Origin of the sequence: Mesorhizobium sanjuanii (assembly GCF_002529485.1) — a bacterium.
GTDB classification, from domain to species: Bacteria; Pseudomonadota; Alphaproteobacteria; order Rhizobiales; family Rhizobiaceae; genus Mesorhizobium; species Mesorhizobium sanjuanii.
Map to the genome: position 1 here is coordinate 1 of NZ_NWQG01000010.1, position 24,896 is coordinate 24,896.

The window sequence follows — 24,896 nt, forward strand, 5'->3', positions numbered from 1 at the left end:
GCGGTCAGCCCGCCCGACGACATCATGAACATCAGATTGGGGCCGTCCGCGTCCTTGGCGCCAAGCTCCCCCGCCACCCGCCGCACATAACGCGTCAGGATCGGCGAGAGGTAGGCATCGACCACGGTCGTATCGCCCCGCCCGACCAGCTTGATCAGCGGCGAGACGGCATGGCTGGTCGAAATCTGCGCGAAGCCGATATCGCGGCAGAACGCCTCGGCCGACTTCTCGTGGTCCGGGAACTTCCAGGAATGCATGAAGACGATCGCGACGGCCTCGATGCCGTCGGCCTTCGCCTTGGCGACCTCGTCCTTCACCGCGTTAAGATCGAGCGCAGCCTCCAATGTCCCGTCGACACGCGCGCGCTCCGGAACTTCGATGACCTGCTCGTAAAGCTGCTCGGGCAGGATGATCTCCTTCGCGAAAATGTCCGGCCGCGCCTGGTAGGCGATGCGAAGCGCGTCGCGAAAACCCTTGGTGATCAACAGCAGCACCCGGTCGCCCTTGCGCTCCAGCAGCGCGTTGGTCGCAACCGTCGTGCCCATCTTCACGTCGCCGATCAGGCCTGCGGGTATCGCGTCGCCTGACTTCAAACCCAGCAAGTCGCGGATGCCTTGGACGGCGGCGTCGCTATACGCCGCCGGATTCTCCGACAGCAGTTTGCGCGGGTGCAGTGAGCCGTCCGGCGCGCGGCCAATGACGTCTGTGAAGGTGCCGCCACGGTCGATCCAGAAATCCCAGTGGTTCATTCACCGCCCCTTATTTTTTTATTTGACGAGGTTGGGATATCAGCGCAATTCACGTGCGTTGCTTCGAGATCGGGCTGTCAGATCAGAAGATGCCGTCGGATACTCTCGGCGTTCATTTCGAGGCCATGGATTTCTGATACAATGCGGCCCTTCTCCATCACGTAACAGCGCTCGGCGATGGAGAGTATTGTATCCATGTTCTGCTCCACGAACAGGATGGTGGTTCCTATCTCCACGCGGATTCTCTGCAGCGCGGCGCAAATCATCTGCACGATCGACGGCTGAACACCTTCGGAAGGTTCGTCCAGCAACATGAATGTCGGGCGCCCGATCAATGCACGGCCGATCGCGAGTTGCTGCTGCTCCCCACCGGACATGGTTCCGGCGATCTGACGTCGCCGCTCGGATAGCCGCGGAAAGACCTCGAAGACGAAATCGCGCAACTTGGTGCCTCCAGTCCCGCCGATAAGTTCACCGACGGTGAGGTTCTCGTCCACGGTCATGCGCGGAAAGACTTCGCGCCCCTGGGGAATATAGCCGATCCCCAGTCGCGCGCGCGCGTCGGCCGTGGCGGACGTTATGTCTCGGCCGTGAAGGCGGATCGCGCCGGCGTCGGCGCGAAGCAGGCCGGTGAGCGTGCGAACTGTCGTAGTCTTGCCGACACCGTTCCTGCCGATCAGCGCGACGATCTCGCCAGGCGATATCCGCATGTCTACGCCCTGAAGGATAGGCGTTGCCCCATAGCCGGCGCGCAGGCCGGTCACTTCCATTGCGAGTTCAGTGGCCATGACCCTTGCCCAGGTAGATTTCGGCGACGCGTTCGTCGGCGATGATGTCTTCGATCTTGCCGCGCGCGAACACTTCGCCCAGATGCATGACAGTGACGTTGTGCGCGATCTGCCTGACGAATGACATGTCGTGCTCCACTGCGAGTATCGTCATGCCGTCGTCGTTGAGCCGCTTAATGAGTTCGCCTGTCCTGAAAGTCTCTTCTTCCGACATGCCGGCGGTCGGTTCATCAAGCAACAACAGCTTCGGAGACAGCGCCAGCGCCATACCGATCTCCAGCCATTGCTGCTGCCCATGAGACAGAAGGCCGGCATCCTTTTGCGCATGCGTTTCCAGGCCAAGCAGCGACAGGAGCTTCTCCTCCTCGGCCGCAATGTCGTTCCTGCCGGCCTTCTGCTGGAGCGCCACATGCAAGTTGAGCCGCGTGGAAAGCTCCTTGAACACGCTGGGCTTTTGCAACTTGATGCTCATGCCGCGCTGCACGCGGGCGAACGACTTGGCGCGGGTGATGTCCGTGCCGTCAAAGTCGATCTTGCCACCGTCCGGCTGATGATAGCCGATGATGAGCTTGAACATCGTGCTCTTGCCGGCCCCGTTTGGACCGATGAGGCAATGGATTTCACCGGGAATGATTTCCAAGTCGACGTTCTTGACGGCTTTCATGCCGCCAAACTGCTTGGAGACGCCGTAAGCACGCAGCAGCGCGGTCATCCTTCGTTGCTCCTCATTCCGGCAGTGGGAGCATCTCCCGGCCGTCTCGAGAACAGGTTCTGCACGGCCCTGAAGATCCCGAGGAGGAACCCATCCGGTGCAAACAACACCGTGGCGAGCAGGAGGGCACCCATGAGAATCAGCGCCCATTGCTGGCTGTAGATCGTGATGGTCTGGAAGGCGAGGAGCAGGACGAATGTCCCGAGCGTTGTCGCGGTGATGTCCTTGCGCCCAGAGAACGCGACCCAGACAATCGGCATCGCCGCGGCGGGGAGACCGACACTGGACGGCGTGATGAACTGGCCCCAGGCCGTGTATAGGACTCCGCTGAGAGCTGCCAGCGCGCCGCCGACGATGAAGACTATCAGTTGATAGAGCCTGATATCATAGCCGAGCAGTTCGACCCGGTCCGGATCTTCGCGGATGGCTACAAGGACGTAGCCTATCGGCGAGTTGAGGAACATGCGCACCGCGAGATAGACCACCAGCAGCAGTGAGATCACAAAGTAGTAGAGCGCGGTGTCGAGGAGCTCGATACTGCCGCCGAACCAAGGGAGGGTGAGCGGCGGCATGCCCTGCATGCCGTTGAAGCCGTTGAGCCTGGCCTTGCCAATAGCCCATTCAGGCCCTGCCGTCTGACCGAGGAAATAGGCCAGGGCCAGCGTCATCGAAAGCGTCATGATGCCGAAGAATACACCGGCGACGCGGCCGTAGATCATGAAATATCCGAAGATGACGGCAGCAGCGCAGGCGAAGCCGATTGCCAGGAGCAGCGCGACGATGGTCAAGCCGTAGTCCGCTCCCATCAGGATCGAAAGCACGCCATAGCTATAGCCGCCGATGCCGAAGAAGAAGGTCTGGCCGAACGACATCATTCCGGTGTAGCCCCACATGACGCATAGGCCCATCGCCATGAATATCCAGAGCAGGAAGTAGGCGAAGTTGCCGACATCGTAGGGATCGGCGAACAACGGATAGCAGACAGCCGCCACGCACAGCGCCACAAAGGACGCCCAGAAGGCTGGGCCAGTACCGAGCGTCTGCGGACCGTTGAGATATCTAAGCATCGTGGCCCCTATACGTTGCGCGCCCACCGGCCAAGCCATCCCGAGAACCCGTTGGGAAGAACCCGGATCATCACCATGACAGCCAGAAGCATTCCGATCTGTCCGGCTATCTGGCCGTTCCATCCGATCAGTGCTGTCCGGACAACGGCGAGCGCAAAACCGGCCGGAGCCGTCCCCAGCAGCACATTCGTGCCTCCCACGACCACGGTGACAAACGACTCCACTATGAAGGTCGCTCCCATTGTCGGTATGAGCGTCATCGTCGGCGCGTAGAGAGCACCGCACAGCCCAGCCAAGGCGGAGCCCAGGCCGAATGTCAGCGCGTAGACGACATTGGTGCGCATGCCGAGCGCACGCGCCATTCCCGCATTCTGCATGGTCGCTCGCGCGTGAATACCAAAGCGGGTCTTCATGAAGAGCAGATAGATGAAGGCGAGCACGCCGATCGACGCCAGGAACAGGATGATCCTGTAGGTCGAGAACGTGTATACGCCGACCTGGAAACTGCCCTCGGGCGTGCCGACACCGGCGAAACTGGAGCCTACCATCACCAGCATGCCTTGCGTGACGATCAGGCTGACTGCCCATGTCGCAAGAAGCGAATCCAGGGGACGCGCGTACAGCGAGCGAACCACGGTGAACTCGAGGATCATTCCCACGACGCCGGCTGTGAGAGCGCCGCACGCCTGAGCAGGCAACAACGGCATGCCGCTATGCACAAGTGCCGTCGTGACGTAGGCGCCGCACATTATGAGTTCGCCGTGGGCCATGTTGATCACGCCCATCATTCCGAAAATGATTGCGAGCCCTGCGGCGGACAGGATGAGGAAGGCGAAGACATCGGCGAATTGATAAAGGACGGAGAAGAACTCGGCATCCATTGCACGGACTCTCTGAGATTGGCGAAAAGTCGCTTCCGACTGCTCCCGCATGGAGAACCACGCGAGAGCAGGGAGTCGCGCCGGTTACTGGGCCGGGAGGTTGCTCGGCGAATACTGCGCCTGCGGATTGTCCTTGGTCAGGTCGCAGCCGATCTCGCCCAGCCAGTAGGGCTTGATCACACCGAAGTCGTGACCGGTCTCGACCTCGTGCTTGTCGTTGACGGAAATCAGCCGCATCTGATGCGACGTGTGCTGGCTCTTTGGATCGATGCAGATCTTGCCTTCGGGGCTGTCCACGCAGGCCTCGCCGGTCGCGATCACCTTGCGGATGTCTTCCAGCTTCGTCGACTGCGCCTTCTCGACCAGCATCTTATACTGGAAGAGCGCCACGTACGCATTGTAGCCCATATCATTGATGTAGGTTTCGTCCGGATACTTGGCGTGCCAGCGCTTCTTGAAGTCTTCCGCCTCAGGCGTATTCAGTTCCTCGTACCAATTCGCCACGGCCTTCAACCCCGCGAGGGCGGGCGGTGCGAAGCGCTTGTGCTCGAAGCCGAGCATGACCTTAACCGGGCTGGCCATCGGATAGTCTAGTTTCGCGGCAGCCGCCTGCTCGAAGAACGAGTCCTGAGCCGCGCCGACATTCAGCATCATCAGCCAATCGGGCTGAGCCTTCTGAATATTCTGGATGGTCTGGGCGAACTGCGACACGCCCAGCGGAATGAACTCCTTGCCGATCACTTCGCCGCCCGCGTCGCCGAGCAGCTTTTCGGTCCATTCGGTCGTCAGGTGGCCGAAATTGTAGTCCGCCGCGACGACATAGACCTTCTTGCCGAAGTTCTCCACCATGTAGGGCACGAGCGTGGACAACTGCTGCTCGGGCACGGCCCCGTTGGAGATCATGTTCGCGTCGCACACACCTCCCTCATATTGGTTGGTGTAGATGTACGGCGTGTCGGTCCGGTCGATGATCGGCCTCACGGCTTCGCGCGACGCCGAGGTAATGCCACCGATCAGCACGTCAACTTTGTCGCGCGAGAGCAGTCGGCGCGCGAACTCCTGATAGCGGGCATTGTCGCCCTGAGGATCGAGATGGATCAGTTCGATCTGACGGCCCATGATGCCGCCGGCCGCGTTGATCTCCTCGACGGCAAGTTCCGAGCCGTGCAGCTTGGGCAGGCCGATGAGGGCAAGATCACCCGAGACGTCCTCCAGCAGGCCAACCTTGATAGGATCTTCCGCCCGCACAGGAGTAGCAGTGATCATTCCCGCCGCGGTTGTGGCGATAAGGCCAAGCAATACAACTTTCATTCGCATGACATCGTTCCCCATTATTGGATTGGAATTGTCCGCGGTTCAGCCGCCGACGTACTTTTTCAAGATGGAAGCCCCCATCGTGTATTTGGGGTCTACCATATTGCCGAGCCGAACTCGGCCCACCTGTCCAAGGAGCATGTAAGCGTCGAGCTCTTTGAACCCGTAGTCTGTTGCCATCCACCGCGTCAGCTCGCGGTAGGCGATCCGCGCGGCGTCTTCCATCGGTCGCGCGCTGCCGATCGTCATGATGAAATCCTCGGTCTCGAGCCGTGGCCAGGCGAACGTCCAGTCCTTGATGAGATCGACCGTTGCGGTGATTGTGGCCGCCTGTTCCATGGCCACTCCCGTCAGTTCGCCATCTCCCTGGGTGGCATGGCAATCACCGACGAAGAGCAGCGCGCCGTCGACGTGAACGGGCAAGTAAATTATCGCGCCAGGCCGGACATCCGGCAGGTCCATGTTGCCGCCGTGATAATCGGGCTGCAGCGAGGAGATCGCCTCAATCTGTGGCGAGACACCGATGGTGCCGATGAAGGGCTCGTAGGGGAGAATGAGGTTGTCCCAATGGACACCCTTCTCATCGATCACCACCTTCTTGACGATTTCCGGCAACGGCGCGTTCAAGGTCGCGGTCATGGAAGTGCCGACGAGGCCGCCGAATTCGGGGATGAGGCATGTCGTTCCCGCCGGCTGAGGCCCGCGCGTCTCGACCGCCTTGATGTGGACGGCCAGGCAATCGCCCTTCTTTGCCCCGCGGACGAAGATCGGTCCGCTTTGGGGATTGAGATAGGGATGGTTGGTTTTCTCGCTCGGCTTGTCGCTTTCCGACTTGATGGCGCCGCCGAATGCGTCCTGCGTCTCGACCACCACTGTATCGCCTGGATCGACGGTAAGCGTCGGGGCGGCATAGGGACCATAAACGTAGTGGAACGTCTTCTGGTCGGCCTCGGTCAGGACATGCTTCTTTCCCGTTTCCTTTCCCGCGACGCCGCGCGCCGCCATGATGGAACGGGTGACCCAATGTTTGTCGTTCACGGTGCTCTCTCCATTTACAGAGCTGGATGTCTGCGGTGCCATTCGGTGGCCTGTTGAAAGGCGTGGCCCGCACGGAACAGTTTGGCTTCGTCCCAGTGGTTCGAGACGAACTGAAACGCGACCGGCGTACCCTGCTCGGTGAATCCGCAGGGCACTGTGATCGTCGGATTGCCTGACATGTCGAAGATGCAGGTGAAGCGCAACAACCCTTGGAGCAGGTCCGCGTCCTCACCGAGCGTGGCCATCTTCTCGACGGTGGGCGAGGCGAAAGCCTGCGCCGGCACGATGAGCAGGTCGATTTCTTGGAACATAGCCGCGACACGGCCCCGGAAGGCGTTGCGACGCAGGGCGATTTTCTGGAGTTCCATGCCGGAAAGGCCGCGGCCAAGCTCGATGAGGCCCGCCAGGCCCGGCCCGTATTCACTTTTTCGGGTGGGATAGGTGGCCTCGTGCGCGACGGCCGTCTCCACGCCGCAGGCCGGCAGCCAGTCGGCCACGATCGCTTCGCTGTCAGGGAACCTGATCTCCCTGACATCGCCGCCAATCGACCTGACAATCTCGATGGCGGAAGCAAGCGCCGCGGTCGTCGCCGCGTCAAGGCCGCGTGCGTTGAAAGTAGGATCGATGCCGATCCGCAACCCGTTGAAGCCATCGGCGATCCCGGCGAGATAGTTTGGCACGGGCACCTGCGCGGCGGTGGGATCGTTGGGGTCGGAACCTGCGATCGCGGTCAGCATCGCGGCAGCGTCCTCGGCATTGCGGGTCATCGGTCCGATATGGTCCAGCGTGGCCGCGAGCTCGAAAACACCGTAGCGGCTTACGCGCCCCCAAGTAGGCTTCAGCCCGGTAACGCCGTTCGCAGCCGAGGGGAACCTGATCGAGCCTCCGGTATCGGAGCCCAGGGAACCGAAGCAGAGCCCCGCCGCCGTCGCCACGCCCGACCCGCTGGAGGAGACGCCTGGCCAGTGGGCGGCGTTCCACGGATTGACCGGCGACGCGATCTCAGGGTGATGGTCCGCGAACGCGCCTTCCGTGTTCTGCAGCTTGCCGAGGCAGATCGTGCCCGCGGCCTGCAATCTCCTTGTGACGGTCGCGTCCTCCTCCGGCCGGAAGTCCGCATAGATTGTCATGCCGCCGGCGGTCGGAATTCCCTTCGTCCAGCAGAGATCCTTCAGACCTATGGGGGCTCCGTGCAAGGGCCCGCGAATTTCGCCGCGCCGGATTTCCTCTTCTGCTGTCCTCGCTTGGGCGCGCGCCAGTTCCGGCGTCACCAGCGCGAAGCTTTTGAGGCCATCGTCTAGCACTTCGATGCGCCGTAGCTGGGCTTCGGTAACCTCAACCGGCGAGAGCTCGCCCGCGTGCATTCTTCGCGTCAACTCCAAGAGGCCGAGGTAGTGGATGTCGTCGTCCATGGTGGTCCTTCCTCAGTTGCTCTTGCGCCTGGTCGTGCGCTCGACAGCGGACGCAGCCGAAATCAGCGTCATTTCAGCGAAGCGGCGACCCACGAGCATCATCCCGACCGGATGCGGGGTGCGTGTCGGGGATGTAGGCAATGAAAGCGCCGGCAGATCGAAGAAATTGAAGACCGAAGTATTTCGAAGAATGAGCGAATTCGCCCGATCGAGATTGTCCATGCCCTGCAGGTCCGTGAACTTGGGAGCGATGAACGGTACGGTCGGAAGCAGAAGGACATCGAAGCCCTCCATCGCCGCGTCGAGCTTGGGCAGGAGAGCCGCCCGCTCCTTCTGTATCGCGAGATAGGTCGCGGCATCCAGCGATTGCCCCCTGCGGATGCGCGCCAGGACGAAAGGATCGAGCCGGTCCGGATTGTCGAGGTGCCTGGCGTGTATGAAGGCCGCTTCGGCTCCGACGATGGTGCCTTTTTGCTGAAGGCGGAACGGTTCCCTTAGAAGCTCATCCAGGTCCAGGTCGCAGATAGCGTATCCGGCTCCTGCGAGCATTGTCACCGTGTCCTCGAACGCAACACGGGTGTGTTCGTCCATCTCGGTGAATAGGAAGCCGCGGGGGACACCGAAGCGAGGCTTCAAAGGCGTTGGCTCCAGCAGCGCGTCATCGTCCGCGAGCGCGCTGTATGCAGCCTTGATCTTGTCAACGTCGCTCGCAATAAAGCCCGCGCAGTCCAGGGTGAAGGACAACGGGTACATTCCCCTACGCGAAATGCGATTCTGCCCGGGTTTGAAACCGACGAGCCCGTTCAGCGCCGCCGGTATGCGGATCGACCCGCCGGTATCCGAGCCGATCGCGATATCCGCCAGGCCAAGTGCGACGGAGAGTGCCGCTCCCGACGACGATCCGCCCGGAATCCGCTCGGGATCGCGAGCGTTCGCGGGTGTTCCGTAGTGAGGATTCAAGCCGAGGCCGGAAAAGGCGAACTCGGTCATGTTTGTCTTGCCGATTATGACGGCGCCGGCATCGCGCAGGGCCGCCACCGCCGCCGCATCGCTCGTGGCGGGCTCCGTCTCGGGAAAAGGCAGGCCTCCCGCTAGGGTCGCTTCCCCCTTGACGTCGAAAAGGTCCTTGATCGAGACGATGGCTCCATCCAGGGGGCCTAGCACGGCTCCGCGTTCAGCCCGCATGTCCGCAGCTTCGGCCTCCAGACGGGCCATATCGAAATACACGCGCGTGAATACGCGTTTATCGTCCAGTCCTGCGCGTTGCAACGTCGCAAGCACGGCATCTAGCCTGTCTTTCGCAGTCAAGTTGGAGCGACCTTCCAAAACCCACGCCACCGCCGTCTCCTATGCGACCAGAGGCAGGGTTTGGATTGAATAGCTGTGGAGGATTGAGCGTCGGATTCGGGGGTCGCACAACTCCATTTCGAACACAGAGGAAGGCCGTATCCGTCCAATGACGCCGACAGTCCCACAGAACAATCCGGTGCCGTCGGAGAGACCTGGAGAGTTGGAACCATACCCGGCAATCAGGTCGTCGGGTCGCAGCAGAGTGGCCAGCTGGCCTTCCTGGTATAGCGTGCGCCCACCTTCCTCCTGGATCCATGACCTTATGTAGAGCTCGTCCCAATGGTCCGCGATGTCATTGTAGCGCCACGCGGTTCGGGCGATCGGCTTGGGGCATACCTGCTTGGATTGCGCCACGCCGTGCGCTTCGAGTTCGCGGTCGGTGTGATCGGAGGCCAGTGTGACATAAAGCTGATCTGCCGCAGCGAAAAGGAAGCATTCGACTTCACCGGAAGAGGCGCCCCCAAGAACCTGGATGCGATCGCCTTGGGTCAGATTGTTTTCGGCGACCCGATAGTAAAGTGGAACCCTGCTTGGACGTGATACGCCGAGCGCTGCAAGCTCGGAGATATGATGTTCGACTGTCGCCTTGTCACGACCTGCCCAACCCGCGACCACCAGTTCGGAGATCTCCGCCTTGAGAACCTCCTTGGCCTCGCCTTCGACAACAAATTCGAGCTGCATCAATTCCCCGATCTACACTCCGTATTCGGGCAAGGCCGACCGTCATCGCCGACAGGTTGCTCGTTGAACGGTGTGTAAAATTTCACCGTGATACTACATATCTCTATGTAGCATTTCAAGCCTGTGACGTGATAAATGACGACGCGCTATTCGAGGTGTCGTGGAAGTTGGGGAGGATCATGAAGAAGCGCGGTGGAGGAGATATCGACAAAGGTATCGTATCCCGGAACGAACTTGCCTATGGCATGCTCCGGGAGAAACTGATTACGCTCGCCTATCGTCCGGGCGAATATCTTAACACGGCCACGTTGGTCGACGAACTCGGACTGGGAAGAACGCCCATCAATCACGCGCTGCATCGGTTGGAGACCGAGCGACTGGTGCAAATTCTTCCGCGAAAGGGTGTCATCGTCGCGCCGCTATCGATCGACGACGCGCTCGATCTCATTGAAGTTCGATTAGCGAACGAGACCTTGTGCATGAGGCTGGCGGCCGACCGCATCAATGGCGAGCAGATCGAGGGGCTCGCCAAGTCTTGCGATGCTTTCACCGAGGCTGTCGCGTCACGCGCCATGCTGAAGGTTATGGAGTTCGACCGCCAGTTTCACGAAGGGATCGCCCAAGCCTCGGCAAATCCTATTCTGATCGACATTCTGAACGTTCTGCACGGGCGGGCGCAGCGCTTCTGGGCGCTGTCCTTCGAGAATGAGGCGCATCTTGCAGAGATCGACGAAGAACATAGGAGTATCCTGCGCGCCATGGAGCGTCGAAATGCGGAGGAGGCGGCGGTGGCAATGCGTGCCCACATCGAATCCTTCCGCGATTCGCTCCTGCGCAGCAATCGACGCTGAGTGGCGGGAGCGAGACGCCCGATAGCCTATCCGACTTCAGATCACCGCGCCGCCGAACTGCCTGTCTGGCTGCACAGATACAATTGGCATCGCCCACACGGCAGCCTAAAGTCCAAACCACGCATCAGTCGCCTCGATCTAACCCTGGACAACCTGTTGAGGCTCCACAGCTTAGTCTAGGTCTCGAATGACCGCAGTGGGCCGAAACCTGCGGCGATCTGGGCCATCCGGCGACGGCCCTGTTCTAGCCTCGGTCACGCCGCCAAGCCGGCGATCCTCGGCACCAGCCATAGCATCGCCGCCGTGCCGATCGCGTAGGCGCCGGCCAGGCGGGCCGGGGCAGGCGGCACCCTGACCAGCGCGCCCGCCGCCGCGATCAGCACCAGCGTCGCGGCGACGAAGATCAACTGGCCCGCCTCGACGCCGAGGTTGAACGTCAGCAGGCTGAGCGGCACGTCGGCTTGCGGCAGGCCGATTTCCTTCAGCGCGCCGGCGAAGCCGAAGCCGTGCAACAGCCCGAACGCGAAGGCGACAACCCATGGATAGGTCTCCGAAAGCCGCCGCTCGCCCGGCTTCATCTTGACCAGTTCGCTCGCCACGAAGGCGATGCTGAGCGCGATCGTCGCCTCGACCGGCGCCTGCGGCAGGCTGAAATAGCCGAGCGATGCACCGGCCAGCGTGATACTGTGCGCCACCGTGAAGGCTGTGATCGTCTTCACCAGCATCCAGCGGTCGCGGATGAGCAGCATCAGCGCCAATACGAACAGCAGGTGGTCGAGGCCCGACAGGATATGGTCCACACCGAGCAGGAAATAGGTCCGCGCCACTTCGAGGCCGGTCTGCGTTCCTGCCGCGACGAAGGCCGGCTCCTCCGGCAGCAGGCGAGCGACCTCCGTGTCGCCCGTCGCGTACTGGATGCGGACCAGCGCGTCGGTCATCGTCGATCCAAGCCCGTCGACGCCTATCTCGCGGCCTTTCAGACCGCCGGGGCAGGCGACGGACCATCGCTCCAGATAGGCCCCGGCCTCGATAGAGCCGACCGGCTCGGTCTTCTCCACGCAGGAGCCGGGCAGGCGGGCATGGAGCCCGAGGCGCATATCGCCCACAGCGGGGACCTTCCAGACGATGGCGAACGCGTCGCTCGCCGTCTCGCGCATGTCGAGATAGGCCGGCCGGACCTCATGAGCGATCGCGGGTACGGTGAGAAGCACCGTGACGACGGCGGCGAGCAAGGCGGTGAGTATCGCACCAAGTCGCGTCACTGGCTGGCGTCCGTGCCGTCCGTGCTCTCGATGGTGACCTGATAGCCCTTGAGCAGTTCAGCCAGGCGCTCATCTTCGAGTTCCTTGCGCCTGGCGTTCGTCCACTCCCGTGCCACCGCCTCGCGCACCTCGACGAGCGCCGGCGTCCGGCCTTGCACGCGTTCCGTCACGCGCACCAGGTGCAGCCCGAAGGTGGAGGTGACGGGACCCGTCCAATGGCCCACGGGCGCCTTGCCGAGCGCTTCGGTGAAATCGAAGCCGAAGGTCTGGGCGATCGATGCGGCGCCGGAAAGCGGCAGCCCGGGCGGCAGCAGGGTCGGGTCACCGAGCGGAGAAGGGTCCGCAGCCGGGTCGGCCAGCAGCGCCTCCAGTACAGATGCGGCGTCCTGGTCGATCGCGTCGCCGCGCCGCTGCGGGTTGAGGAACACCTGCTGGAAGGCCAGCATGCCGTCGACCCTGAACGCGTCCGGATTGGCGGCCAGATAGGCTTGCAGCTCCACCTCCGTCGCGTCCTCCGTCTCGGCGTCGGCGTCGTTCAGGAACTCCATCTTCTGGCGAAGACGCCGTCTGACGACCGTGTCGTCCTTGTCGAGGCCGAGTTCAAGCGCCCGGCGGACGAAGATTTCCTCCTTCACGTGATCGTCGATCAGCCCCTTGAGTTCGTCAGCAGTCGGCGGGCGCTGCCAGGTCTTGGCGAACAGGGTGGCCATCTGCTCGATCTTCGGCGCCGTGACGACGATGCTGGCCTTCTTCTCCTCCGCGTCATCGCCCAACAGCCCGTGGACCGCGAAGATCGCGAGAGCGATCAAGAGGAAGTGGAGGAGCGGTTCTTTCAACAGCGGCTTCAGCATTGGGCCGTGCGCCCATGGCCGGGGGGCGGTGCGGACGCCAGGGTTCATCTGCGAAATAGGGCTCATCTGCGAAATCTCGTTCTAGATGTTCGGCTCGACGCCCGGCCCGCGTTCCGGCGCTGCCGAATCTGGCCGTTTCGCTCTCGCCAAGACGTTCGGTATGGTGGCGATCTTCTCCTGGCCGCCGTAGAAGCGCAGCAGCCCATGATCCTCGGCCTCGGCCGCGTTCAAGCTGCCGTCCACCAGAGCCCGAACGACCTTCTCGCTGGTGACGATCACGACGTCGCCGCTTGCCGGCCCGTCGGCGTGGCTCTTGGCGCCGACGCCTTCACGGCCGACTTCGAAACGCGTCCACATGACCTGCGGAATGAGCACGACTGACATGGCCTCGCCCGCCTCGGCCAGCTTCGCCTCCGCCAGACTCGCTCCAAGCTGCTTCATGAGTGCGGCGGCGCGGTAGAAGGCGACCGGTCCCGGGCCATCGCCGTCAATCCGCGGAGGGTACTTTTCGTTTTCATTTGAAACCGGATCCTTCGCAATGCTTCCAAGCATCGTTGCCTAGAAATATACCACGACGTAGCCGCCACCGGATCTCTGATAATAGACGCCCCCGCAGTAGTAGAGGCTATAGCCGTAGTAGCTACCATACCGACAGCCGGCGGGAATGGCGCCGATATAGGCGCCGCGGCGGATCACGCGGCGCGTGGTCCTGCGAGCGACGCCCGCAACGCTGCCGGGGGTCGCCGGACGCCCAACGCGCGCTTCGGCATCGGAGACCGGGTTGAAGAGACCCATGCCCACCCGCCAGTCGGCGATGTGGAAGTCCGAGGCGCCGAACAACAGCGCGAATGATGCGATTACCGCCTTGGTGGACGACCTCATTGCGCGTCTCCTTCTTCAAGCAGGCCGGCGAGATCGTCCAGCCCGGGCATCTCCTCGATCTTCACTTCCTTGGCATCCCCCGTCTGCAGCATGAAATCGTCAGCGGCCACGTCCTTGCCGGCCTTCCAGTCGGAAATCTGCACTGTGTATGACGGCGCCATGGCCATCATCCTGCTGGTGATGGTGAAACGGCAGGGACGGGGCGTATCGCCATCGGCGATCCATATCTCCCAGTCGGTGTCCTTGGTGCGGAAGGCCAGGTGGTTGCAGACCTCGCCACCGATCACGCCGCTTCCCAGGTCCTTGCCCGCCGTGACGTTCTCCATCATGATCGCGAAGGCGTTGGCCGACAGAAGGTCGGCGGCCGGCGCTTCGACGCCATGAGCGAAGCGGAGCGTGTCGATCATGTCGTCGACCGAGCCCTCCAGGGGGATCTTCGTATAGACGTTCAGGTTCTTCCCGATCGCTGACACTGTCTTTCCGTCATAGGTCAGTTCGACATCGACCACGCCGGTCCTGGTCATGCGCGCCTTGTCCGGGCGTTGCAGCGCGAGTGAGCCGGAACTCGCGAGGCCAACCTTCATCATGTCGGCCGTGACGACGTCGACTGTCGCGTCATAGTTGAACGAGAAAGCCTGCTGACCGGCAAGGTAGTCGGTCATGGCCTTGAACATTTGCTTCGCCCCGGCGTCATCGGCCGCGGCGGACTGAGTACCCGTCACGCCGGCCAGCCCGCAAAGCGCCAGCACCGTAATAACGGTCCGAACTGTCTCGCTCAGACTTCTCGATGGATGCATCATGTTACCATTCCTTGTTCTCACGCGTTGGCGGCAAGGCTTTTACGGCGTGTACCAGATGGGCGAGGTATAGGCGCGCTCGGTAACGGTCATCAGCGTGCCTTCGAGCGGCTTCGTGCCGAACCGCTTGGCGTCGTAGGCGGTCCAGCGCGGCGTCGGTATCTCGATGACGCGCCCGTAGTAGAAGGCCTTCAGCTTCGGGTCGAAGTCCGGGTCCTTCCACACCGCAATCAGCTCGGGCGCGCCGATCGTGTTGGTCCATGTTGCGTTCTCGATATCGACCGTGCTGCCGACCGACGGCACCTTGCCGTCAGTGCCACGCTTGCGGTCACCGCCCCACACCACGTCGTAGACCTGCTCATGGGTCTCGCCCTTGTCGTCGAGCCAGCCCTTGATGATCTGATAGCGGTCGAGATTGGCCCCGATCGGATCCTTCAGCGCCGCCACGAGGAAGGTCGGCGTCTTGCCTTCGGGCGCCTTGGTCAGGTCGCCGCCCATGGGAACGCCCTTGCCGTAGCCGATCGCGCCGGGGTTGCGGGTCTCAGCATCGGCCGGCTCGAAATCCCAGCCGCCGAAAAGGCGCACCGCCATGCGTGGCCCTGTTGTGGCGTAGGTCTCCTTGCGCTGCATGGCGTCCCACAGCGACTCGCGGGTGTTCTCCGCCGCCCACACGGCGGCGTAACCCGACGCGCCGACCTCCCAGTCCATGACCGTAATGCCGGTCTTGGCATCCTTGACGAACGTCGCCGTCAGACGCTCGCGGCTCGGCTCCTGCGGCGTCGTCTTGCCGAAGAAGTTTTCCTCTTCCATGGCAGCAAGGCCGGTATGCGCATCGGAGCTGCCGACCAGCCCGAACTTATAGGGGTTCGTGCCGAGTTCGGCTTCGAGCTTGAGGCCGTTCTTTAGCGCGGACCGCGTATATTCGAACTCGAGCATGTCAGGCGTCTTCGGCTCGCTGGCATCGAGATTACCAAAATCCCAGGTCTCGAAATCCGCAAACTCGTCATTGGGCGATAAGACCGGGTGCGCCTCGCCGTCGCCCTTTGTCTGGGTTGTCTCGTAGAGGCGTTCCCACCTGGAGCGCTGCTCGACATATTCCTTGTCAACCGGCTTGCCGGTGAAGGATTCGATCAGCGGGAACATGCGGCCGTTGGACAGATTGCCGTTGTGCGCAATCGCCAGCACGTTGCCGCCGGTCTTGTCCTCATAGGCCTGCATCCACTTCCATAGATCGCGCGGATTGTCGCTGCCCAAGGGCTTAAGCGTCGTATAGGGCACGACCTGATCGGCCTTGTCGGCATTGTCGCGGAAGATGATATTGCGGTGCAAATTGTTGCCCGCCGTGTTCGAGGTCCATTCATAGCCGATGAAGGCGGTGAACCGGCCGGGATCGTTGTATTCCTCAGCGGCCTTTACCGTATCCTGCCAAGCGTTCTTGTAGGGGCGCGTGTCCGGGCCATAGATCATCGCCTTGGGCAGCGTGCCCTTGCCGAAACTGAAGATGATCTCCAGCGCCGCCTTGCCGCCCTGTCCCGCCTTGATCTCCTCGTACCAGGACTTGGCCTGCGGATCGGCAATGACCTCCGGCTTGCCGGCGAAAAGGTCGGGGAACATGCCCATATTGTCGGAGTGGTCGGCCACCACCAGGAAGTCGAGCGGCCGCGACAGCTTGGCAGGCTGGCCGCTCGACGCCGTGATCTCCTCGCCGCGGGCGAAGCGGTAGGCGTCTCGCGGCGTCAGCCGCGCGCCGAACGCGCCGGCGTCGAACGAGGCTCCAGTGTGCAGATGAGTGTCACCGAACAGTGGGCGGGTCGGAAAGTTGCGCCCCGCATAGGGTGAGTAGATCGGCTTGCTTGAAAACGCCTTCTCCGCCTTCGCCGCGTCGAGGGTGCCGACATCGGTGGTCTCCTGGGCGGTGGCTGGCCGTGCAAGTCCAAACCCGGCAATCCCGAAGGCGGCGAGCCCTGCTAGAATCGAAATTGCGCCTATTTTCCTCATTATTCCCTCCCTTTTCGCCAACACTGGTATTTGTCGACGAGCACGTCTCGTTTCCTTGATCTGGATCAACGACGCTCCCGGTCCGTCTGGCGTCGCCCCCTCGGGACCTGCCGGTATCAACTTGGACACATGGAACGCTTTTCTCTCAATCGGCGACGACCTCCCAAGTTTCATCTGGATTGAAGCGATCGATGTATTTGACGATCTGCCCGGTAGTCGGACCGAGGTCGGTTTCGTAGACGACGCCGTGCTGGTTCACGGCGAAGGTCTTGACGCCCGTCTCGCCGTATTTGGCTGGCCAGGCGATGAGGCCGAAGCCGGCGATCATGTTGCCGTTGATGAGGTAGTCGTAGGCGCCGCCGGCGATCCTGTCGCCCTGTCCGGTCAGGATCTTGTACTTGTAACCGAAATAACCTTCGCCCTTGGCCGCGTCGTCGAGCTCGGACAAGCTGAGGTCGCCCGCCGGGCTTTCGCCGTTGACCGCGTCGGTCGGCCAGTAGATCCCGTCGGCTGTGCCTTCCGAGCTGATCAGCTTCTGCGCGAACTCCGCGACGCCGTCCGCGTCGCGATCCCGGGAGGCATAGTCCTCCTGTGCGTCGACATAGGCGCGCATCGTCTCGATCGCGGTGAGTTCATTCTCACCGACGCGACGGTTCACGATCTCCTCCAAACCCGCATAAGTGTCGAAGGCCCATTTGCCGTCCTTGCCCTTGACGATCGGGAACGGCAGGGGCCACAGCTTCTCGCCGATCTGCACCGTGCGGCGGTCACCCTCGCCGTCGAGCACCAGCTGCTTTGCGGCGCCTTCCTTGATCGCCGCGAGCGTGTCGTCGGTGTTCTCGTCGGCCTTGAGTTTTGCGGCGTCGAGGCCGAGCAGTGCTGCGACCGCGTCCGAGCCTTCCGCCTGAAGCGCCTGTTTAAAGGCATCGAGCGCCGCCTCCGGCGTGTCGAAGAGGGGTGGCTCGGTGGCGGCCGCCAGCGAAGCGATCTCGGGGGTGGCGGCATCCGGCGCCGCCACATCCTGCGCGGAGGCGACTGGCGACAGCGACAGAGCGAGGCCGAAGGCGATGGCGGCTGCGCAGACGCGGTGATGAAGACCCGTGAAACGGGTGGTGCCGAACATCCTGGTCATGATCCCGTCCTCCCGTTGCCTCAACGCCGCCGCCCGCCGCCGCTGGGTCGCCTGATCTGCTTGTGGGCGCCGCCTCCGCGACTGCCACCGCCCATCGACTTGTGGCCCCGGTTGGAGCTGACCCTGGTTGCCTTGCCGCGGTCGACGTTGCCGAGCCCGGACGGCTTCTTCGGGCGATTGTCGACCCTCGTCGCCGGCTTGGGCTTGCCGGCCGGGCGGCTGACATTGGCCGGCTTGGCTGCTGGACGGTTGGCGGTCGGCTTCGCCGCAGGGCGATTGATGTTCGACTTGTTGGCCGGCCTGTTTGTCGCCTGACCTCCCTGGCCCTTCAGCCCATCCAGCGTGCTCTTGCGAATGTCCCTGGTTCCAGCCGCCTTGCCCGGCCCCCTGTTGGCGACATGGTCGCGCTTCTTGATGTCCTTGGCGCGATCGCGAATGGCGTTGTCGCCGTTCTTTTCGATCCGGTTCTTGATGTTGTTCTGGTTGAACTGGTTGCGGTCGATGTTGATCTTGTCGCGGTCGACGTTCCTCCAGTCCACGTCATTGAAGTTGACCTTGCCGTTGAAGTCGCGGTTGTTGAAGCAGTTGTTGCAATCGATGTCGATGTCGCCGCCGTCCCAGCGGCCGCCCCACACGCCCCAGTCGTCCCAGTCGACGGCGGCCGCCCAGATGGCGCCCGTCACCGCCCCGGCGAAGAAGGTAGCCCCGGGATACCAGTAATAAGGGTAGGGGTCGGGATAGTAGCGGATCGGCTCCCACACATAGTCGGGCTCATAGAGCATCTGAGGCGGATATTGCGGCACGTAGATCACCTCGGAACTCGCCGACTTGATGACGACGTTGTCGTTCTCCTTGACCACCTGTATCTTGTCGTCGGTCTTGATGACGCCCTTGGCGACCGCTTCGTCGCGCAGTTGCTGGATGGCTACCAGCACGTCCTTCTGCTGGTAGGCGATGGCGTCGCCGAGCGCCTGCGTCCATTCAAGGTCGTCGCTCATCATCTTGACGATGTCCGGATAGTTGAGCAGCGACACCACGGAGCCGTCCCAACTCTCCTTCGGCTTCAAGCTCTTGTCCTTCGCGTACCGGTCGAGGAAGCGAGCCGCCTCGACGATCTCAAGCGGATAGAGCGCTGCCGCCGTGATCACCGCGATCAGCTCGTCCGGATAGAGCGCAATCCGCGCAACCAGGACCTCCATTTCGTCGGCGCCCAGTGGCTCCGGGGAAGTCATCGCAGCGCCCGAAGCGTCAGCCGCCGCGACCTGTTCTTGTGCAAGGACAGGGTGCGCCGAACCAAGCCCGGCAAGCAGCAGCGCCAGCGCCGCAGCGCCCGCCTTCAACATGTCACTGCCCGTCATGCTTTGATCCTCCCTGCTTGTCGTCGTCCCGGCAGGCCTTTGTGCCGGCCCGCCTATCCGTCTGCGAAAAGCAGTCCCGGAAATAAGAAAGCCACGACAGCTCCGGCGGCAAGAAAGGTCCCCATCTCACCCCCTCCTCCCAGGCGGCAGAATGGCTTTCCAGGCGGCAGAATGGCTTTGAGGGCCGGCGCCAGCGTCCTTAGTTGGGGACGCTTGTCCACAGGCGAAAAGATGCGCCAATAGGCCCCGCTGCACCAGCGACTTTATGTAACTTACGTCGAACGCACGCAGCCCAATGCGAGGCAACAGCACAATTGACAGTGGGGGAAAACTGCACTTTGCCGGGGCCATTACTCGACATATCGCGCCGATGAGAGATGTTCCGGGCAAGGGTTTGTGGAGGTAAGCGATGCAGCCTGCTTCAAGGGCCTCCGTCCCAGGAGCCTCGTCGTCAACGGCGTGATGAAAATGACCGGCGAACTGAAGCCGGCGTCGCGAAAGCGAACTCGCTGAAAGCGCCGATGACGTCGGAAGGCAAATTGAGCTTTGACGCGCTGTCGCGACCAAAGCCGCAGAATACGCGTCGCCACAGCATCGGAACTAAGCAGAGCAGACCGGATCGCACAGAGCCGGCGATCTTTTGATCCACATAGCTGCCTTAGCCAGCCAGCCACGTAACTTACATTCCCCACAGCCCCTCCACGCGGTACCCTGACGCCAGCCTCCCGGCCGTTGCCGAAAGCCGCAAGAATAAGAATTGCTCAGGTCGCGCCCCTAAACTAGACGAATCGGCCCCGCCGCGCCTCTACGAGAGCGCGACTTGCGCCGCTTCAGGCGGCCAACGGGCTGATGATGTTCGGGGTTACCACGGCCCTCTTCATCGCCGCTGTCCGGTATGCCACGGTTAAGTGGTCCGCTGCGCATCCGGCCCGCCGCAGGATGCAGGTTGAAATTCTGCATGCCGAGCCGCGCTTAAGCGGCCGAGGCAGTGGGACGGGTCCTCATAAATCGAAAACCACCTCTGATGCTGCTAGTTGCCAGGCATTGCAACGAGGAAGCCACTGGCCAGCAGATATTCATAAAGATGCAGTAGAGGGGGTGCGGGGCGCAACTGATCGGCAGTTATCCATTGCCGGCTGCCGTCAACCTCCCATCCGCGTCCCAGCTCAGTTTCGAGCAGGGGAAGCAACTCGCGAGGGCATGGATAGGCCAGTACACGCACGTTGGAGCCGAAAAGCCGCGCGATACCCTCGAGCAGGCGGCCTTCCAGGTGCTGGTATCTCACATCGTCGAAAATCCGTATCAACGCAGGCAGCGGCACGGCAAAACGCAACGGAGCCTGCGTATATCGACGCGCAAATGCGGTGGCACGGTACAACTGGCGATGCCGCGTCATCATCGCCGCGCCCTTGCCCATTGCAGGCAGCGGAGCATCAGAATCGACGACCATCAGGCGCACGCCGATGACGTCCTTCACCTCAGGATTCCCAACGACCTCGCGGCGGAGCGTTTCCAGGCACGCCGCAATCGCCTCCGGTGAAAGATCGTCGCGCGGGTCGCTCGCCAACGGTATGATAGCCACAGACTTCTTATAGAGAAATTCGTTGGCAGCGACAGCCACACCGTCACTGTCTAGCGTCACCGCCTGAGCCCGGCCGTCGCGTGCCAAGGCCGTGTGCAGTTCGTCCATCTGGCATCCCGCGAACGCGCTGCCTCGCATCACGATCTGATCAATTTCGAGGCGATCATTCGCAAGGTTGTCGAACATTCTCGCCGGCAAATCACCGGGGGCTGCCCGCTCATTCAGCAACGCATGTAGCAGGTTCACACCCAGAATGCCGACCGCCTCTTGCTGAAGCAGGTTGGCATTATCGCGAAGGTTTACGTGCAGCAGAATGTCGCTCGCCTCAGCCCGCGGGTGATCCTGAAAGCGGACGCCGATCCAGCCGTGGCAATCGTTGGTGCCGGCAAAGTTGCGGGCGGCGATGGTATCGGCGAAGGCGAACAAGCGTGTGTCTTTGCCGCGCGCATCTCCGACCTGTTGCACGAGGGATTTCCATTCACAATCGAGCATCGTCTCAAGCCGCGGTCTGGACACGTAACGTGTCCCGGAGCCGTAAAGGTCGTCACTCACTTCCTTGTCGTAGGCTGAGACGGTCTTGGCCACTGTGCCCGACGCGGCGCCGACGCGCAGAAACCATCGCGCCACTTCCTGACCCGCCCCGATCTCGGCGAACGAGCCGAAACTCGTCGCATCGAGATTGACCTCCAGCGCCTTCTGATGCGTGTCAGCAACGGTAGTGGCGGTATTGTTCATGGCGGGATGGCGAGCACGAAATCAGTGTGTGACGCTCGCGGTGATGATCCCAAGTTTGACCAATCCGCTAACGACCAGTTGGACGGCAACCGCGGTCAGCAGAATGCCGAAGACAACCTCCGAGACGATAAGACTGGCCGGCTTCATTCGCTTCGCCAGCGCGTCGATGTTGGTGAACACCAGGTAATCAAATGCGGCGACGAGCAGGATGAGCCCCACCACGAGCGCCGCACTTGCAACCGAGACCACTTCGCCGGAGGCAATGATAACGACCGTGATGCCGACGGGGTTGAGCAAGTAGGGAATGGCAAGTGGAAAAATCGCGATCTTTTCCGGGTCCTGCGGCAGGCCCGAATCCTCCTCGTGCTTTTCGGTCGGTCCAGACGCCATCTTGATCGCGAGGAGCGCCAGGATAATGCCGCCAGCGACCGCAACCGCACCGCCAGTGATATGTAGCAGTCGCATCAGCAGAGCGCCGGTGGCAAAGAGGATCAGAGCCGTGACAAGAGCCGCCAAAACCATCTGGCGGCCTATCTTGACCTTGGTTTCTGCGTCGAACTTCTGGGTCTTTTCCAGAAATGGCACCAGCGCGATCTTCGGTCCCATGCCAATCAGCAGGAGCAGGAGAAGTTTTGTCACGAGAGCTGCATCAATGACTGCGAAATCCATCGGAAGGTCCCTCGATCTCGACAACACTGCTAGTGAGGAATTGTCGGTTATCGGAAACGGATTGTCTAGCAAATCCGAAAATCCGGCAGCTCCCACATGTAACTTACCCCCGATTGACTGGAACCATCTGAAGACAGTGTATAGTGTGGATACGATGAGGGGTCGCTTAGCTCTTGCCTTCGCGCAGTTTATCCTTGCGGGGTTTTCCGGGCCGAAGCTGACAATCAAGCAAGCATCCGCCCATGGCGCGATATTAGTCTGACTGGGAGAAGATGCCATGGCGTCCGACGCAACCGGGACCTCTCAAGACAACGCCGCTGACGGGCCGGATACGCCTGCGACGAAGGGCAACCCGCTGCGCCGGGTCGCGCTTGGCGTGCTGCTGCTGGCTTGCCTGCTGTTCGTGATAGCTGTCTTCATGGAAAGGCGCACGCCTTCTTCATCGCAGGCGACGGTCAGCGCCTATGTCGTCGGTATCGCGCCGGAGGTCACCGGCCGGGTCATCGAAGTGGGCGTGGCCGACAACAGCGGCGTGAAGCCTGGCCAGGTGCTGTTTCGCATCGATCCCCAGCAATACCAACTGGCCGTCGCAGAGGCTGAAGCTCGGCTTGCCCGGGTAGGCCAGACGATCGGCGCTTCGACAGCCTCCGTCGATGCCGTCCAGGCACGCCTCGTGGAAGCAAGGGCGATCCGCGACAACGTCCAGGAGCAGGCCAACCGGGCCATGGAGTTGGTCAAGCGCGGCGTCTATGCCAAGGCGAAGTACGACGAGGCCAAGGCGGCGGTGGACCAGGCAAATGCCTCGGTCGTCGCCGCAGAAGCGGACCTCAAGCAGGCGCAGGAAGAGCTTGGGCCAGCCGGCGCCGACAATCCGCAGCTGAAGGAGTCGCTGGCCGCGCTTGAACGCGCGCAGCTCGATCTCTTGCGCACTACGGTCCTGGCGCCGGCCGAGGGCGTCGTCACCAACCTGCAGCTTTCCGTCGGAGGCGTTGTCGGCGCCGGCCAAAGCGCCATGACCTTCATCGACGTCGGCACGGTGTGGATCACCGCGGCGTTCAAGGAGAACAGCCTCGAGAACGTCGCAGCCGGCAACCACGCGGACGTCTTGTTCGATCTCTTGCCCGGCCAGGTCTTCGGTGCGACGGTCGAGAGCGTCGGGATGGGCGTAGCCCAGGGAAGTGTCGACCCCAAGACCGGGCTGCCGAAGATCTCCACCGAAAGCGGATGGGTGAGAACGCCACAGAGCTTTCCGGTCCGCCTGATCCTCGACGAGGGCAGGCCCAAGGGCGTGCGCTACGGCTCGCAGGCGAACGTGGTGATCTATACCGGCGACAATCCGGTGACCAACGCGATCGGCCGCATCTGGATGCGCGTGTTGTCGGTCCTGACCTATGTCAGCTGATGGCGAGCTTGCGCACGCCAATGCCAGGCGCAAGGGTTTGCGCATCGCGCTGGCCGTAGCCGTCGGCTTCACGTGGTCGGTTCTGTCGGGGGCGATCATCCCCTTTCTGGGACCATTGTTCGCGGCGCAGTTCCTGATCACCAGTTCCCGCCCGCTGCAGCTGAAACAGGCGCTGGGAATGGCGATCCTCATTCTTGTCGCCGGCGCGCTTCTGCAGGCCGTCGCGGTACTGACAGGCGACCGGCCGCCAGTCCTGCTGCTGCTGCTCGGGCTCGTCTATTTCGTCTGTTTCTACCTGCAGGCGAACGGCAAGGGCGGCGGGGCGATCTTTCTTGTCCTTGTGGTCGCCGTAATGGTGCCGTTGCTGACCGTGCTCAACCGCGATCTCGGCGATTCCATCCTGTCGATCCTTGTACAGGGCGTGGTCAGTGGAGCGATCCTGATGTGGATAGCCCATGCGATCATACCCGACCGAGGTAGTTCTGATATCCAAGCCCCGGCACCTGCTGCAAACCCTCGCGCCGTGCGCTATGCCGCCGCCAATGCCATCATTCTGCTGATCGCCGTGCTCGCTTGCCTGACACGGGACGGCCTCGCCACGGCGATCGTCATTCCAATCACCGTCGCATCGCTGTTGTCGCAGCTCGATGTCATCGCGAGCGCAAGGGCAGCCTTCGGCCTCGTCATGGTCAATCTCCTCGGAGGCGTGGCTGCATCCTTTGCGTTCGCCTTGTTGCAGGTTCGTCCCACTACCCCCTCGCTGTTCGTCCTGGTGCTGGTTGCCGGCCTGGTGTTTGGCGGCCGCGCGGCGCTGAGCAACCCTGCCGCCAAGCTCTACGCAGGCGCGCTTACAATCTTCCTCATCCTGTTCGGAACCGGTGTCTCGCCGTTGCCGGGATCGGCAGCGGAATCCTTTGCCACGCGGGTCAACTACATATTGGTGGCCATCGCCTATACGATCTTCATGACGGCGCTGCTTTGGCCAGGACCGAGGCGCAGCGCTGAAGACAGGGTGCCGTCATGAAGTGCTTGCGACCGCTCGGGCCGTCGGTCTTTTGTTCCTCTGCAAGTCGTGAAATTGATGAGTATCTGCGCACGGGACATTCGATCCGAAAGCCGGCCTCGACGTCGACTGATCCGCTGGCAGGGTCTCCCAGTTCTGGACGTAGCATACAGTTACTTACCTTCCGCATCGGAAGGCAATGCGCCAACGTTGCGCCAAGGCAGGAACATTCGCCCTGGACTCGGCGCCGCGACGTCGCTGACAACCGGGTTGACACAACCTGGAGGATGACGATGCAGATCAAGTTCCGCGCTGGCATGCTGGCGCCGTGGCCATGATCGCGATCTTGATATGCTCCGGCCATAAAGCATGACAAAATGGC

23 protein-coding genes and 1 pseudogene are annotated in these 24,896 nt (G+C 62.1%); 4 read left to right on the top strand and 20 right to left on the bottom strand.

Features of this window, described 5'->3' with window-relative positions; translation table 11 throughout:
• The 10 genes from CN311_RS01675 to CN311_RS01720 form a co-directional block, all read right to left on the bottom strand.
• Positions 1-749: hydantoinase/oxoprolinase N-terminal domain-containing protein (locus CN311_RS01675; protein WP_133117117.1), on the bottom strand; the 749-nt coding region annotated here is incomplete at its 3' end.
• 77 nt (positions 750-826) lie between these two features.
• Positions 827-1,537 carry an ABC transporter ATP-binding protein gene (locus CN311_RS01680; protein WP_097571707.1) on the bottom strand — a complete coding sequence of 237 codons (711 nt, stop codon included), beginning with the start codon at positions 1,535-1,537 and terminating at the stop codon, positions 827-829.
• On the bottom strand, positions 1,527-2,249 hold the full coding sequence (locus CN311_RS01685) for an ABC transporter ATP-binding protein (protein ID WP_097571708.1): 723 nt from the start codon (positions 2,247-2,249) through the stop codon (positions 1,527-1,529). The genes CN311_RS01680 and CN311_RS01685 overlap by 11 nt, the downstream gene beginning before the upstream one ends.
• Complete coding sequence (locus tag CN311_RS01690; protein ID WP_097571709.1) at positions 2,246-3,316, bottom strand: ABC transporter permease subunit; 1,071 nt, start codon at positions 3,314-3,316, stop codon at positions 2,246-2,248. The genes CN311_RS01685 and CN311_RS01690 overlap by 4 nt, the downstream gene beginning before the upstream one ends.
• An 8-nt stretch (positions 3,317-3,324) precedes the next feature.
• Complete coding sequence (locus CN311_RS01695) at positions 3,325-4,197, bottom strand: ABC transporter permease subunit (RefSeq protein ID WP_097571710.1); 873 nt, start codon at positions 4,195-4,197, stop codon at positions 3,325-3,327.
• A gap of 84 nt (positions 4,198-4,281) precedes the next feature.
• On the bottom strand, positions 4,282-5,514 hold the full coding sequence (locus CN311_RS01700; protein ID WP_245440683.1) for an urea ABC transporter substrate-binding protein: 1,233 nt from the start codon (positions 5,512-5,514) through the stop codon (positions 4,282-4,284).
• A gap of 39 nt (positions 5,515-5,553) precedes the next feature.
• Positions 5,554-6,516, bottom strand: a complete 963-nt coding sequence (locus tag CN311_RS01705; protein WP_245440690.1) for an acetamidase/formamidase family protein — start codon at positions 6,514-6,516, stop codon at positions 5,554-5,556.
• Between the two features lie 47 nt (positions 6,517-6,563).
• Positions 6,564-7,961 carry an amidase gene (locus CN311_RS01710; protein WP_097571712.1) on the bottom strand — a complete coding sequence of 466 codons (1,398 nt, stop codon included), beginning with the start codon at positions 7,959-7,961 and terminating at the stop codon, positions 6,564-6,566.
• Positions 7,962-7,973: 12 nt separating this feature from the next.
• The gene (locus CN311_RS01715; RefSeq protein WP_245440684.1) at positions 7,974-9,299 is read right to left on the bottom strand and encodes an amidase family protein; all 1,326 of its coding nucleotides are present in this window, start codon (positions 9,297-9,299) and stop codon (positions 7,974-7,976) included.
• Positions 9,300-9,308: 9 nt separating this feature from the next.
• Positions 9,309-9,992 carry a DUF2848 domain-containing protein gene (locus CN311_RS01720; RefSeq protein WP_097571714.1) on the bottom strand — a complete coding sequence of 228 codons (684 nt, stop codon included), beginning with the start codon at positions 9,990-9,992 and terminating at the stop codon, positions 9,309-9,311.
• Between the two features lie 179 nt (positions 9,993-10,171).
• On the opposite strand from CN311_RS01720, the gene CN311_RS01725 reads away from it, so the two are divergent.
• Complete coding sequence (locus tag CN311_RS01725; protein ID WP_097571715.1) at positions 10,172-10,843, top strand: GntR family transcriptional regulator; 672 nt, start codon at positions 10,172-10,174, stop codon at positions 10,841-10,843.
• A 21-nt stretch (positions 10,844-10,864) separates the two neighbouring features.
• A pseudogene (locus CN311_RS01730) lies at positions 10,865-11,023 on the top strand (IS481 family transposase); the annotation flags it as partial.
• Positions 11,024-11,097: 74 nt separating this feature from the next.
• Here CN311_RS01730 and CN311_RS01735 read toward each other — a convergent pair.
• The 10 genes from CN311_RS01735 to CN311_RS01780 all read right to left on the bottom strand — a co-directional run bounded on the left by CN311_RS01735 (position 11,098) and on the right by CN311_RS01780 (position 22,109).
• Entirely contained in the window at positions 11,098-12,105 is a 1,008-nt protein-coding gene (locus tag CN311_RS01735; protein ID WP_097571716.1) for a HupE/UreJ family protein, read from the bottom strand.
• Entirely contained in the window at positions 12,102-12,956 is an 855-nt protein-coding gene (locus CN311_RS01740) for a peptidyl-prolyl cis-trans isomerase (RefSeq protein ID WP_245440685.1), read from the bottom strand. Before CN311_RS01740 ends, CN311_RS01735 begins: the two co-directional genes overlap by 4 nt.
• 81 nt (positions 12,957-13,037) lie before the next feature.
• Entirely contained in the window at positions 13,038-13,508 is a 471-nt protein-coding gene (locus CN311_RS01745) for a hypothetical protein (RefSeq protein ID WP_097571717.1), read from the bottom strand.
• 6 nt (positions 13,509-13,514) lie between these two features.
• Positions 13,515-13,838, bottom strand: coding sequence for a hypothetical protein (locus CN311_RS01750; RefSeq protein ID WP_208866392.1), 324 nt, complete (start codon positions 13,836-13,838; stop codon positions 13,515-13,517).
• A complete protein-coding gene (locus CN311_RS01755; RefSeq protein ID WP_208866393.1) occupies positions 13,835-14,638 on the bottom strand; it encodes a DUF2092 domain-containing protein in 804 nt (267 codons plus the stop codon). The genes CN311_RS01750 and CN311_RS01755 overlap by 4 nt, the downstream gene beginning before the upstream one ends.
• Positions 14,639-14,677: 39 nt before the next feature.
• Positions 14,678-16,633: a DUF3604 domain-containing protein gene (locus CN311_RS01760; RefSeq protein WP_097571718.1), complete on the bottom strand. Its 1,956-nt coding sequence runs from the start codon at positions 16,631-16,633 to the stop codon at positions 14,678-14,680.
• Between the two features lie 145 nt (positions 16,634-16,778).
• A complete protein-coding gene (locus CN311_RS01765) occupies positions 16,779-17,756 on the bottom strand; it encodes a DUF2950 domain-containing protein (protein ID WP_097571808.1) in 978 nt (325 codons plus the stop codon).
• Between the two features lie 29 nt (positions 17,757-17,785).
• A complete protein-coding gene (locus CN311_RS01770; RefSeq protein ID WP_165779550.1) occupies positions 17,786-19,123 on the bottom strand; it encodes a DUF3300 domain-containing protein in 1,338 nt (445 codons plus the stop codon).
• Between the two features lie 1,030 nt (positions 19,124-20,153).
• Positions 20,154-21,440: a hypothetical protein gene (locus tag CN311_RS01775; RefSeq protein ID WP_097571720.1), complete on the bottom strand. Its 1,287-nt coding sequence runs from the start codon at positions 21,438-21,440 to the stop codon at positions 20,154-20,156.
• A 21-nt stretch (positions 21,441-21,461) separates the two neighbouring features.
• Positions 21,462-22,109, bottom strand: a complete 648-nt coding sequence (locus tag CN311_RS01780; protein ID WP_097571721.1) for a MarC family protein — start codon at positions 22,107-22,109, stop codon at positions 21,462-21,464.
• A gap of 277 nt (positions 22,110-22,386) precedes the next feature.
• On the opposite strand from CN311_RS01780, the gene CN311_RS01785 reads away from it, so the two are divergent.
• Both CN311_RS01785 and CN311_RS01790 read left to right on the top strand, forming a co-directional pair.
• A complete protein-coding gene (locus CN311_RS01785) occupies positions 22,387-23,511 on the top strand; it encodes an HlyD family secretion protein (RefSeq protein ID WP_097571722.1) in 1,125 nt (374 codons plus the stop codon).
• Positions 23,501-24,535, top strand: a complete 1,035-nt coding sequence (locus tag CN311_RS01790; RefSeq protein ID WP_097571723.1) for a DUF2955 domain-containing protein — start codon at positions 23,501-23,503, stop codon at positions 24,533-24,535. Before CN311_RS01785 ends, CN311_RS01790 begins: the two co-directional genes overlap by 11 nt.
• The last annotated feature ends 361 nt before the right edge of the window (positions 24,536-24,896 follow it).